The following is a 12,456-nucleotide window of genomic DNA, read 5'->3' as shown; positions in this document are numbered from 1 at the left end:
CATCACGAGCCTAGGGCCGCGCAACCGGCCAAGGAAGTCGCCCGGAAAGACGGGCAGTTGCCGTCAGTCGGTCCGCTCCCGGTGCCAGCCCCGCACCACCGGCCACAGTCCCACCCCGATGACCAGCGCGAAGAGATGCCCCCAATTGGTCAGCGGATCGGTGAGGTTGAGCAGGTCCTCCAGCAGGATCGCGGTGAACAGCGCGAGCAGCGGCCACCGCAGCCACGGCCGCAGCAGTCCGCTCAACGCGCCGACGCTCGCCGCGACGCCGAAGCTGACGCCGTAGTCGAGGCGGTGCAGCGAGCTCTCGGGGAGGTGCCCGACCAGCACCGCGAGCCCCACCGGGACCTCGGTCGCGAGGGTGGCCAGGACATGCCCGGCGAGGAAGACGACGGCCGTGCGCGCACCGCCGATGCGCCGCTCCAGCGCGGTGAGCACCAGCAGGAAGCCGAGCGTGTACGGCGCCATGATCCCGCCCGCCACCCACAGCGCACTGGCGAACAGCGCCACCACGGGCGTCTGCACGAGGTGCGCCACATCGGTGCTGGAGGCCTGGTGGAGGTCGTGGACGAGGGCCGGGTCGGCGTACGTGGCGATCAGGGAGGTGACGGCCAGGACGGCGGCGTAGGCGAAGGTGAAGGGGGTGGGGACGGGGAGCAGCAGCCGCCAGAGGCGAAAGGGGCGAGCCGCCGGGAGTGGCGCAGTGACCCGCTCCTCGACCGCCCGGACAGAGGCGACCGGCACCGCACCCCGCTGCCGCGGCATCGCGTCCAGCAGCCCGACGGCATCGGAGGACATCGGCTCCGTGGCCGAGCCCGTCGCACCCGCCGTCACAGTCCGTTCCACGGTGAGGCGCTCCTTCCGTTTACCCCACCCTCGGACCACCGTCCGCCCATGTCTGTGATCAGCGCCACATGTCGGCCGATTCTCAGCAACCTCTCAAGAAGTTCTGGCGTCTTACAGAGTTCACACCTTGGCGGGCGTCCACCCGAAATCCCCTGGCCCGACCGGCCGGAGCTGCGAGGATGGCCGGATGCCCACTTCGTACGACATCCCCGAAGTCCTGGATCGCCGCGAGGGCCCGCACGGCGAGATCGTGCTGCGGCGGCATGGTGAGCTGCTCCAGATCATCGCGAACGGCTGCTTCCTGATGGACACGTCCGACGGACGCTCCGAGCGGCTGCTGATTGACGCCGCGCTGGGCGCGCTGGACGGGCGGCCTGCCCCCCACCTGCTGATCGGCGGCCTGGGCGTCGGCTTCTCGCTCGCACACGCCGCCGCCGATCCCCGCCCCGGCCGGATCACCGTCGTCGAGCGCGAGAGCGCGATTATCGGCTGGCATCTCGACGGACCCCTGACGGACTTCTCCGCCCGTGCCCTCGCCGATCGGCGCACCGAGATTCTGGAAACGGATCTCGTGGCGTACGTACATGAGACTTCCGACACGTATGACGCCCTGTGTCTCGACATCGACAACGGGCCCGGATGGACCGTCACCGAGGGCAACGACAGCCTGTACTCACCGGCCGGACTCACGGCCTGTGCACGGGCGTTGAGGCCGGGCGGGGTACTGGCGGTATGGTCGGCCCGACCCTCTCCGGAATTCGAAGAAACCTTGTGTAATGCCGGATTCCAACAGGTGCGTACCGAAGAGATCCCCGTTGCCCGGGGCGTTCCGGACGTCGTACACCTTGCCGTACGACCTGGATAGCCGTAGCGCGGTGACTCCCCGTACTCTGCTCACCTGACGCGGATCATTCAAGCGTCAATCGCAAGCATGCGCAGGCATAGCAAGGCATAGCCAGTCAGAGGAATCACCCCACGGATTCCGGAAAGCAACTTTGGGGCGGGCGATGGAGCAGACACACACCTCCCACAACGGCACGGCGGCGACCCCGGGCGCACAGCGCCGGGTCCTCGTGGTCGAGGACGATCCGACCATCGTGGACGCCATCGCGGCCCGCCTGCGCGCCGAGGGATTCCTCGTGCAGACGGCCGGCGACGGGCCGGCGGCGGTCGACACGGCGGAGGCCTGGCAGCCCGACCTGCTGATCCTCGACATCATGCTGCCGGGCTTCGACGGTCTGGAGGTCTGCCGCCGCGTACAGGCCCAGCGGCCCGTCCCGGTGCTGATGCTGACCGCACGCGACGACGAGACCGACATGCTGGTCGGGCTCGGCGTGGGCGCCGACGACTACATGACCAAGCCGTTCTCGATGCGGGAGCTGGCGGCACGCGTGCATGTGCTGCTGCGCCGCGTCGAGCGGGCCGCGCTGGCCGCCACGACCCCGCGGTCGGGCATCCTGCGCCTCGGCGAGCTGGAGATCGACCACGCGCAGCGCCGGGTGCGGGTCCGCAGCGAGGACGTCCACCTCACGCCGACCGAGTTCGACCTCCTGGTGTGCCTGGCGAACACCCCGCGCGCGGTCCTGTCCCGCGAGCAGCTGCTCGCCGAGGTCTGGGACTGGGCCGACGCCTCCGGCACCCGCACCGTCGACAGCCACATCAAGGCGCTGCGCCGGAAGATCGGTGCCGAGCGGATCCGTACCGTGCACGGCGTGGGCTACGCCCTGGAGACCCCGACGCCATGAGCGACGGCCCGGCTCCGCGGAGAGGCCCCGGGGAGCCCTGGGGCGGCGTACGTCCGTTCTCGATCAAGACCAAGCTGGGTGCGCTCGTCGTCATCTCGGTGCTGATCACCACCGGCCTGTCGGTGAACGCGGTGCGGTACCAGACGGAGCTGCGCTTCATCACGGTCTTCTCGATGATCGCCACCCTGCTGGTCACCCAGTTCGTGGCCCACTCGCTGACCGCGCCGCTGGACGAGATGAACGCGGTCGCCCGGTCCATCACCCAGGGCGACTACACCCGCCGGGTCCGTGAGAACCGCCGCGACGAGCTGGGCGACCTCGCCGAGACCATCAACCTCATGGCCGATGAGCTGGAGGCCCAGGACCTGCAGCGCAAGGAGCTGGTGGCCAACGTCTCGCACGAGCTGCGCACCCCCATCGCGGGCCTTCGTGCCGTCCTGGAGAACGTCGTGGACGGCATCGCCCAGGCCGACCCCGAGACGATGCGCACGGCGCTGCAGCAGACCGAGCGGCTCGGCCGGCTCGTGGAGACCCTCCTGGACCTGTCCCGGCTGGACAACGGCGTCGTACCGCTGCGCATGCGGCGCTTCGAGGTGTGGCCGTATCTGTCGGGCGTGCTCAAGGAGGCCAACATGGTCGCCTCCGCGCGCGGCGGCATGGCCTCCGGCTCCGGCAGCCACACCCGCACCGACGTCCATCTGCACCTCGACGTCTCCCCGCCGGAGCTGACCGCGCACGCCGACCCCGAGCGCATCCACCAGGTCGTCGCCAATCTCATCGACAACGCGATCAAGCACAGCCCGCCGCACGGCCGCGTGACGGTCAAGGCGCGGCGCGGGCCGCTCCCGGAGTCGCTGGAGCTGGAGGTCCTGGACGAGGGGCCGGGCATTCCGAAGTCGGAGTGGCACAAGGTCTTCGAGCGCTTCAACCGGGGCGCGGTGCGCCGTCCGCACGGGCCGGGCAGCGACGGCGGTACGGGGCTGGGGCTGGCGATCGCCCGCTGGGCGGTGGATCTGCACGGGGGCCGGATCGGGGTGGCCGAATCCGATCGGGGCTGCCGGATTCTTGTCACACTGCCGGGGCAGCCCTCCGTTCAAAGTTGACGTAAAGTTCGAAGCGGAGTCTCAAGATCCACGTCGTCCTGGCTGACGGACACGTGTGATCAGGTACAGACCTGCGCTTTCGGTGCGCCGGGTCATGGTGCCCCCATCCCTGCTGAAGCGGAACCACGCTTGTTTCCCGCCATTTCCGGGCCCGAAACACGCTTTCCGATGTGACTTACGCGACGATGACCTTGCTCGACCTGACCTTCCCGGCCATGGGGGCGTAGCCTTTATTCCCGCTGTCCATCACCTTGTGAAGCGGAAGAGGGCGGTTGCCGCCGTGTCGCCACAGTCCCCCAGTAACTCGAGCATCTCGACCGACACCGACCAAGCGGGCAAGAACCCCGCGGCCGCGTTCGGACCGAACGAGTGGCTCGTCGACGAGATCTATCAGCAGTACCTCCAGGACCCGAATTCGGTAGACCGAGCCTGGTGGGACTTCTTCGCCGACTACAAGCCGGGCGCCGGTGCCCCGGCTGCGGCGGGTACTGCGGCCGCGGGGGCCGCAGGGACCACCACCACGGCCCCCAAGCCCGCTCCCGCCGCCCCGGCTGCTCCCGCCGCCCCGTCGGTGCCCGCGCCGGCCCCTGCGGCGCCGAAGCCCGCTGCCGCCGCGCCCGCCGCTCCGGCGGCCCCGGCCGCCGCGAAGCCCGCCCAGCCGAAGCAGGCCGCGGCGCCCGCCGCCGCCCCCGCCGGGGGCCCGGAGCTCGTGACGCTGCGCGGCCCCGCCGCCGCGGTCGCGAAGAACATGAACGCCTCGCTGGAGGTGCCCACGGCCACGTCCGTGCGCGCGGTCCCGGTGAAGCTGCTCTTCGACAACCGCATCGTCATCAACAACCACCTGAAGCGCGCCCGAGGCGGGAAGATCTCCTTCACGCACCTCATCGGGTACGCGATGGTGCAGGCCATCAAGGCCATGCCGTCGATGAACTACTCCTTCGCGGAGAAGGACGGCAAGCCGACCCTGGTCAAGCCGGAGCACATCAACTTCGGCCTCGCCATCGACCTGGTCAAGCCCAACGGCGACCGCCAGCTCGTGGTCGCGGGCATCAAGAAGGCCGAGACCCTGAACTTCTTCGAGTTCTGGCAGGCCTACGAGGACATCGTCCGCCGCGCCCGCGACGGCAAGCTCGGCATGGACGACTTCACCGGCGTGACGGTCTCCCTGACCAACCCCGGCGGCCTCGGCACCGTCCACTCGGTCCCGCGCCTCATGCCCGGCCAGTCGGTCATCATGGGCGTCGGCTCCATGGACTACCCCGCGGAGTTCCAGGGCACCTCCCAGGACACCCTGAACAAGCTCGGCATCTCGAAGGTCATGACGCTCACGTCGACCTACGACCACCGGGTCATCCAGGGCGCCGCCTCCGGCGAGTTCCTGCGGATCGTCGCGAACCTCCTGCTCGGCGAGAACAACTTCTACGACGAGATCTTCGAGGCGCTGCGCATCCCCTACGAGCCGGTCCGCTGGCTCAAGGACATCGACGCCAGCCACGACGACGACGTCACGAAGGCCGCGCGCGTCTTCGAGCTGATCCACTCCTACCGGGTCCGCGGCCACGTCATGGCCGACACCGACCCGCTGGAGTACCGCCAGCGCAAGCACCCCGACCTCGACATCACCGAGCACGGCCTCACCCTGTGGGACCTGGAGCGCGAGTTCGCGGTCGGCGGCTTCTCCGGCAAGTCCCTGATGAAGCTGCGCGACATCCTCGGCGTGCTCCGCGACTCGTACTGCCGCACCACCGGCATCGAGTTCATGCACATCCAGGACCCCAAGCAGCGCAAGTGGATCCAGGACCGCATCGAGCGCCCGCACTCCAAGCCGGAGCGCGAGGAGCAGCTGCGCATCCTGCGCCGGCTGAACGCGGCGGAGGCCTTCGAGACCTTCCTGCAGACGAAGTACGTCGGCCAGAAGCGCTTCAGCCTGGAGGGCGGCGAGTCCGTCATCCCGCTGCTGGACGCGGTCCTGGACTCGGCCGCCGAGTCCCGCCTGGACGAGGTCGTCATCGGCATGGCCCACCGCGGCCGCCTGAACGTTCTCGCCAACATCGTCGGCAAGTCGTACGCCCAGATCTTCCGCGAGTTCGAGGGCAACCTCGACCCGAAGTCGATGCACGGCTCCGGCGACGTGAAGTACCACCTGGGCGCCCAGGGCACCTTCACCGGCCTGGACGGCGAGCAGATCACGGTCTCGCTGGCCGCCAACCCGTCCCACCTGGAGACGGTCGACCCGGTCATCGAGGGCATCGCCCGCGCCAAGCAGGACATCATCAACAAGGGCGGCACGGACTTCACGGTCCTGCCGGTCGCCCTGCACGGTGACGCGGCCTTCGCGGGCCAGGGCGTGGTGGCCGAGACCCTGAACATGTCGCAGCTGCGGGGTTACCGCACCGGCGGCACGGTCCATATCGTCATCAACAACCAGGTCGGCTTCACGGCGGCTCCCGAGTCGTCGCGCTCCTCGATGTACGCCACCGACGTGGCCCGCATGATCGAGGCGCCGATCTTCCATGTGAACGGCGACGACCCCGAGGCGGTCGTCCGCGTTGCCCGTCTGGCCTTCGAGTTCCGCCAGGCGTTCAACAAGGACGTCGTGATCGACCTCATCTGCTACCGCCGCCGCGGTCACAACGAGTCGGACAACCCGGCCTTCACCCAGCCCCTGATGTACGACCTGATCGACAAGAAGCGCTCGGTGCGCAAGCTCTACACCGAGTCCCTCATCGGTCGCGGCGACATCACCCTGGAAGAGGCCGAGCAGGCGCTCCAGGACTACCAGGGCCAGCTGGAGAAGGTCTTCACCGAGGTCCGTGAGGCCGTCACGGCCACGCCGGCCGCGGGACCGATCTCGGACCCGCAGGCGGAGTTCCCGGTCGCCGTGAACACCGCGATCTCCGCGGAGGTCGTCAAGCGGATCGCCGAGTCCCAGGTCAACATCCCCGACACCTTCCACGTCCACCCGCGTCTGCTGCCTCAGCTGCAGCGCCGGGCGACGATGGTCGAGGACGGGACGATCGACTGGGGCATGGGCGAGACGCTGGCCGTCGGCTCCCTGCTGCTTGAGGGCACCCCGGTCCGTCTCTCGGGCCAGGACTCCCAGCGCGGCACGTTCGGCCAGCGCCACGCGGTCCTCATCAACCGCGAGACGGGCGAGGAGTACACCCCGCTCCAGTACCTCGCCGAGGACCAGGCCCGCTACAACGTCTACAACTCGCTGCTGTCCGAGTACGCGGTCATGGGCTTCGAGTACGGCTACTCGCTGGCCCGTCCCGACGCGCTCGTGATGTGGGAGGCCCAGTTCGGCGACTTCGTCAACGGCGCGCAGACGGTGGTCGACGAGTACATCTCGGCGGCCGAGCAGAAGTGGGGCCAGACGAGCGGTGTCACGCTGCTCCTCCCCCACGGCTACGAGGGCCAGGGCCCGGACCACTCCTCGGCCCGTGTCGAGCGCTTCCTCCAGCTCTGCGCCCAGAACAACATGACGGTCGCGATGCCGACCCTGCCGTCGAACTACTTCCACCTCCTGCGGTGGCAGGTGCACAACCCGCACCACAAGCCGCTGGTGGTCTTCACCCCGAAGTCGATGCTGCGCCTGAAGGCCGCCGCGTCGAAGACGGAGGAGTTCACCTCGGGTCAGTTCCGTCCGGTCATCGGCGACTCCACCGTCGACGCGGCCGCGGTCCGCAAGGTCGTCTTCGTGGCGGGCAAGCTGTACTACGACCTGGAGGCCGAGCGTCAGAAGCGCGGCGTCACGGACACGGCGATCATCCGCATCGAGCGCCTGTACCCGCTGCCGGGTGCCGAGCTCCAGGCGGAGATCAAGAAGTACCCGAACGCCGAGAAGTACCTGTGGGCCCAGGAGGAGCCGGCGAACCAGGGTGCCTGGCCGTTCATCGCCCTCAACCTGATCGACCACCTGGACCTGGCGGTCGGCGCCGACATCCCGCACGACGAGCGTCTGCGCCGCATCTCGCGCCCGCACGGCTCGTCCCCGGCCGTCGGTTCCGCCAAGCGGCACCAGGCCGAGCAGGAGCAGCTGGTGCGTGAGGTGTTCGACGCCTGACCCGCTCCACGGTCGATTCGGAAGGCCCGGTTCCAAGTCCTCGCGACTCGGAGCCGGGCCTTCCGGCATTTCCGGTCAACTCCCCCGCCCCACCGGTAAATTGAGTGACCGACACACCGAACCGGACACACGGGGGAACGAATGGCCGAGCTGCTGCGGATCGCCATGGGGGACGACGAGGGCGAGGGACGGCTGGTCGTCGAGGTCGAGGACGACGAGCCCGGCATGGTCCGCGCCTCCCGCGTCGGCGACCGTATGCGTGAGGCGTCCGTCTCTCTGGAGGAGGCCCTGGAGCCGATCCGGCGTGCGGCGGAGGCGACCCTGCGCACCTTCCAGGCGGCCCAGCCCAGCACGGTGGAGCTGGAGTTCGGCGTGAAGCTCAACGCCAGCGCCGGGGCCGTGCTGACCAAGGCCGGGGTCGAGGGCCATATCGTCGTCAAGCTCGGCTGGGAGAAGAAGGACACCGACGCGTGAGCTTCACGCGCTGGTCGGTCCGGATCAGCGACACCTACGGCACGATCTGCGGCGCGGGCGTCTATCTGGGCCGGGACCTGGTCCTGACCTGCGCCCATGTCATCGGCGACGATCCGGGCCGGCCCGTCAACGTCGAGTTCCTCGGCACGGCGGCCCCCGAGCCGATCACCGCCGTCGTCACGGAGGGCGGCTGGTGGCCCGTGGGCGACCGTCAGGAGGGCGACGCGGCCGTGCTGCGGCTGAGCAGCCCCGCACCGCCCGACGCGACCCCGGCTCCCCTCAACGCCTCCTGGAGCCGCGGCGACACGGTCTGGGCCTACGGCTATCCCGGCCAGCTGCACACCGGCGTGCACGCCTCGGCCACCGTGACCGGCGAGACCATGGGCACCGGCTGGATCCAGCTCAACGACCGCAATGCGGGCGGCGTCGAGATCCAGCCCGGCTTCAGCGGCGGCGCGGTCTACGACTCGGAGGCCGGGAAGGTCTTCGGCATCGTGGTCCTGGCCTACCGTGCGGAGCGGATGTCCTGGCTGTTACCCGTGGGCCTGATCGCCGAGCGGCTCGCACCGGTGCGGGAGGCCCTGGCGGCGGCCGCGATCCCGAGGCAGCGGGCCGTCGAGCCGGAGCTGGACGGCCTCGGCACCTCCTACGAACTGCCGCCCGACCTCCGCGACTTCACCGGCCGCGCGAGCGAGATCGCCGAACTGATCGAGCAGATCGGGGAGAACAGCGTGGGCCCGGCGATCCACTCGATCGCGGGCATGGGCGGCCTCGGCAAGACGAGGCTTGCCGTCCACCTCGCCCACAGGCTCGCGCCGGACTACCCCGACGGACAGCTCCTGCTGGACCTCCAGGCCCACAAGGCAGGCGCCGAACACCGCCCGCTGACCACCGAGCACGCCCTGCTCGCCCTGTTGCAGGCCACCCTGGGCAAGCCCCAGAACATCGGCGACCGCACCCGCCTGAGCCGCATCTGGCGCGATGTACTGCGGCGCCGCCGCTTGATCGTCGTACTGGACAACGCGGCCTCGTACGACCAGATCGAGGCCCTGCTCCCCGAGCACCCCGGTTCACTGGTCCTCGTCACCAGCCGGCGCAGACTGGACGAGCTGGGCGTGGAGGGGGCGGTGCCGATGGCGCTGGAGGAGTTCGACGAGGAGACGTCCGTACGGCTGTTCACGGCCATCGTCGGCGAGAAGCGGGCCGCCACCGACCCCGGGGCGGTGCGCGACATCGTCCGGCTGTGCGGCTTCCTGCCGCTGGCCATCCGGGTCAAGGCGTCCCTGGCGGCCGGGCGCCAGCGCAAGTACCCGCTCGCGCGGATCCGGGACGAGATGGCGAGGGAGACGGACCGGCTGAAGTCACTGCGGGTCGGGGATCTGTCCATCAACGCCGTGTTCAGCACGTCGTACGGCCATCTGGGCGCCCGGGAGCGGGAGTTGTTCCGCCGGCTCGGCCTGCATCCGCCGGGCGGCGTGAGCCTGGAGGCCGCCGCGGCGCTGGTGGACGATCCGGTGGAGGCCGAGGACGCCATCGACGCGCTGATCACGGAGAGCCTGGTGGACGACGGCGGCGGACGGCTGCACACACACGATCTGCTGCGGGAGTTCGCGCGTGAGCGGCTGGCGGCCGACGAGCCGGGGTGGCAGCGGCACCGTGAGATCGCCGGGCGGCTGCTGGACTTCTACCTGGCCGTGGCGCTGGCGGCCCAGCGCACGCTGAACCCGGCCCGTCCGGTCGCCGACAGCCCCGACCTGGACCACACCCGCCTCCCCGACGTGTCCGGCCGGAGGACGGCGCTGGCCTGGTTCCAGGCGGAGCGGGAGAACCTGCTGCGGTGCGCCGCGCTCGCGGAGGAGTTCGGGCTGACGCCGTATGTGTGGCGCATTCCACGGGCCATGGGCCACTTCCTGTCGCTGGCCTCGGAGACGGATGTGGCGATCGAGGCGTACCGGGCGGGGCTGGCGGCGGCGCGGGGGCGGGACGAGCGAAGCGAGATGGGGGTCCCCCCGGACGGAGTCTGGGGGAGGGCCGCGGCCGATCTGAACGCGCTGCTGGGCGAGGCGTACCGGGTGGCGGGGCAGCAGGACGCCGCGCTGCGGGCGTTGAGCGGGGCGCGGGAGTTCTACGAGGGTGCCGGGGACCGGGTCGCGGTGGCGGACATGCTCGCCCGCGGGGGTTACGTCCAGCACAACCTCGGTGACCGGGACGGAGCCGTGGCGAGCTGTGAGCGGGCGCTGGCCGAGTTCACCGACCTGGGGGACGAATTCGGCCAGGCCGAGGCCGAGTACACCCTCGGGATGCTCTGGCGGTTGCGCGGCGACCACGACCGCGCGCTCGGCCACCTCGACCGGGCGAGCGCGCTCCTGGACCGGATCGACTACTCACTGGGCCAGGCCCGCTGCCTCAACCTGACGGGGGTCGTCCACCGGCTGATGGGCTCGTACGAGGGGGCCATCCCCATCCTGCACAGGGCCGAGGCCCTCTACGAAGCCGCGGGCGACATCCGCGGTCTCGCCCACGCGATCAACAACCGCGCCTCCGCCCTGGGGCTCGCGGGCCGGATGGACGAGGCGGTGGACGCCAACGAGCGGGCCCTGGAACTGCTGCGCCGCACCCGCAGCTTCGCCTATCCGGACGCCCTCCTGGTCGCCGCCGACCTGCGCGCCAAGCAGGGCGACCACGCGACGGCCGAACGTCACCTGTGCGACGCCCTCACCTACTACCGGCCCGCGCAGGCCCGCTTCGGCCAGGCACGGGCCCATCTGCTGCTCTCCGCGGCCCTGCTCGCCCAGCACCGCGCCGTCGAGGCCCTCACCCAGGCCCGCGAGTCACTCACGCTCTACGAGGAGCTGGAGAGCGCGAACGGCGTACGACAGGCGAGCACGGCGGAGGCCGACTGCCTTGCGGCCCTCGCTTAACCCAGCGCCTCCGCCAGCCGGGCCAGTGACCGCACGGTGGAGCGGACTTCCAGCAGGTACTTGGTCGCGCTGAACCGCTGCGCGGGCGCCCCGGCGACCACCCCGGGGTCGTTGCCGATGGTGTCCACCTCCACCCCGAACGGCAGCTTCAGCATCCGTACGGCGGCGGCGTGCTGGGCCGGGACGTAGATGGCCGTGGTGACGAGCAGCAGGCGCTGTCCCGGCTTCAGCGCGGCGACGTGCTTGGCGAAGAAGTCGTAGCTGTCGGGTGTGTCCGCGCGGCGCCGCTCCGGCTCGCTGGAGGGCGCGGCCACGACCTGGACGGGCATGTCGTCGGCCGTGCGGTAGTGGCGTACGCCCCAGGTGCCGCCCGGGAGTTCGGACTCCTCGCCCTCCACGGACTCCGGTTCACCGAGCCGGAAGGCCTTGCGGGTCCCGAAGTCCATCGCCTCGTACTCCTCGGCGAGTTCGGGCGCGCCCGCCTGGGCCGCGAGCTCGAACTCGTCACCTACGAAGGGCCGGTGGCCGCCGAGGGCGGTGACCGAGCCGGCGCTCACCCTTCCGCTCTCGATCAGATGGGCGGCGTACGCGGTGCGTACCAGGCAGGCGCGGATGAGGCCGCCGAGCATGAGGACATGGTCGTAGCGGTCGTAGCGCAGCCGGGTGCCGCCGCACATGCCGAGTGCCTCGGCGGCGGCCAGCACCAGCTCCTCCTGCTCTGCCCGCATCGGCAGCTCGTCGGCCTGGTTGCGCTCGCGGCCCTTACGGGTGTCCCACCGGTCGGTGAACGCGTCGAGCCGCGCCAGCCGCTCGCCGACGTCGCCCTTCTCGGCGGCCAGGTCGCGGGCCAGCTCGTGGTCCTGCTCGGTGGTGGAGAACGCCTCGACCAGGGCGTGCACGGGCACGGAGGCCAGCCAGCCGTCGATGTCCCCGGCCGGGTCAAGCCCTGTTCCGACAAGGGGTACTTGGTCGAAGTGCGTGCCCATGAAGATCCGTCTCCGTGTGGATAGACAACCTCTCGCCGCCCAGTGTTCCACGGGCCGGACGGGGCCTTCGCACGGACGGTGAGAGCCCGGCACGCACGCGTGGCGGGCACGACATATCCTCACCTCATGTACTTCACCGACCGAGGCATCGAAGAACTGGAGAAGCGGCGCGGCCAGGAGGAGATCACCTTCGAGTGGCTGGCCGAGCAGCTGCGCACCTTCGTCGACCTGAACCCGGACTTCGAGGTACCGGTGGAGCGGCTGGCGACATGGCTGGCCCGCCTGGACGACGAGGACGACGACCTGTAGCCGGTC

The 12,456-nt window shown here is 70.3% G+C and carries 9 protein-coding genes; 7 read left to right on the top strand and 2 right to left on the bottom strand.

The window, feature by feature from the left end; translation table 11 throughout:
* Positions 1-63: 63 nt before the first annotated feature.
* On the bottom strand, positions 64-846 hold the full coding sequence (locus IE325_RS10920; protein ID WP_229911747.1) for a rhomboid-like protein: 783 nt from the start codon (positions 844-846) through the stop codon (positions 64-66).
* A 187-nt stretch (positions 847-1,033) separates the two neighbouring features.
* On the opposite strand from IE325_RS10920, the gene IE325_RS10915 reads away from it, so the two are divergent.
* The 6 genes from IE325_RS10915 (at position 1,034) to IE325_RS46635 (ending at position 11,155) form a co-directional block, all read left to right on the top strand.
* The gene (locus IE325_RS10915; RefSeq protein WP_190069811.1) at positions 1,034-1,711 is read left to right on the top strand and encodes a spermidine synthase family protein; all 678 of its coding nucleotides are present in this window, start codon (positions 1,034-1,036) and stop codon (positions 1,709-1,711) included.
* Positions 1,712-1,853: 142 nt separating this feature from the next.
* Positions 1,854-2,591 carry a response regulator transcription factor gene (locus IE325_RS10910; protein ID WP_003997964.1) on the top strand — a complete coding sequence of 246 codons (738 nt, stop codon included), beginning with the start codon at positions 1,854-1,856 and terminating at the stop codon, positions 2,589-2,591.
* The gene (locus IE325_RS10905) at positions 2,588-3,694 is read left to right on the top strand and encodes a HAMP domain-containing sensor histidine kinase (RefSeq protein ID WP_190069583.1); all 1,107 of its coding nucleotides are present in this window, start codon (positions 2,588-2,590) and stop codon (positions 3,692-3,694) included. Before IE325_RS10910 ends, IE325_RS10905 begins: the two co-directional genes overlap by 4 nt.
* A 280-nt stretch (positions 3,695-3,974) precedes the next feature.
* Positions 3,975-7,760 (top strand): multifunctional oxoglutarate decarboxylase/oxoglutarate dehydrogenase thiamine pyrophosphate-binding subunit/dihydrolipoyllysine-residue succinyltransferase subunit, encoded by a 3,786-nt coding sequence (locus IE325_RS10900; RefSeq protein WP_190069582.1) that lies wholly within the window; start codon positions 3,975-3,977, stop codon positions 7,758-7,760.
* Between the two features lie 141 nt (positions 7,761-7,901).
* Entirely contained in the window at positions 7,902-8,234 is a 333-nt protein-coding gene (locus IE325_RS10895; protein ID WP_229911746.1) for a CU044_2847 family protein, read from the top strand.
* Positions 8,231-11,155, top strand: a complete 2,925-nt coding sequence (locus IE325_RS46635) for a tetratricopeptide repeat protein (protein WP_190069581.1) — start codon at positions 8,231-8,233, stop codon at positions 11,153-11,155. Before IE325_RS10895 ends, IE325_RS46635 begins: the two co-directional genes overlap by 4 nt.
* On the opposite strand, the gene IE325_RS10885 is transcribed toward IE325_RS46635, so the two are convergent.
* Entirely contained in the window at positions 11,152-12,141 is a 990-nt protein-coding gene (locus tag IE325_RS10885; protein ID WP_190069580.1) for a hypothetical protein, read from the bottom strand. The two genes, IE325_RS46635 and IE325_RS10885, sit on opposite strands and share 4 nt — an antisense overlap.
* Positions 12,142-12,267: 126 nt before the next feature.
* Here IE325_RS10885 and IE325_RS10880 point away from each other — a divergent pair, with 126 nt between their 5' ends.
* Positions 12,268-12,450, top strand: a complete 183-nt coding sequence (locus tag IE325_RS10880) for a DUF6104 family protein (protein WP_190069579.1) — start codon at positions 12,268-12,270, stop codon at positions 12,448-12,450.
* Positions 12,451-12,456 lie beyond the last annotated feature (6 nt).

This window comes from Streptomyces lanatus (genome assembly GCF_014655715.1).
GTDB classification, from domain to species: domain Bacteria; phylum Actinomycetota; class Actinomycetes; order Streptomycetales; family Streptomycetaceae; genus Streptomyces; species Streptomyces lanatus.
The sequence above is the reverse complement of the archived record's forward strand: the minus strand, read 5'-3'. Positions and strand labels throughout refer to the sequence as shown.

Coding starts and splice junctions, on each gene's coding strand:
- IE325_RS10910 (WP_003997964.1), top strand. CDS start 1,854: ATGGAGCAGACACACACCTCCCACAACGGCACGGCGGCGACCCCGGGC.
- IE325_RS10895 (WP_229911746.1), top strand. CDS start 7,902: ATGGCCGAGCTGCTGCGGATCGCCATGGGGGACGACGAGGGCGAGGGA.
- IE325_RS10915 (WP_190069811.1), top strand. CDS start 1,034: ATGCCCACTTCGTACGACATCCCCGAAGTCCTGGATCGCCGCGAGGGC.
- IE325_RS10905 (WP_190069583.1), top strand. CDS start 2,588: ATGAGCGACGGCCCGGCTCCGCGGAGAGGCCCCGGGGAGCCCTGGGGC.
- IE325_RS10885 (WP_190069580.1), bottom strand. CDS start 12,141: ATGGGCACGCACTTCGACCAAGTACCCCTTGTCGGAACAGGGCTTGAC.
- IE325_RS10880 (WP_190069579.1), top strand. CDS start 12,268: ATGTACTTCACCGACCGAGGCATCGAAGAACTGGAGAAGCGGCGCGGC.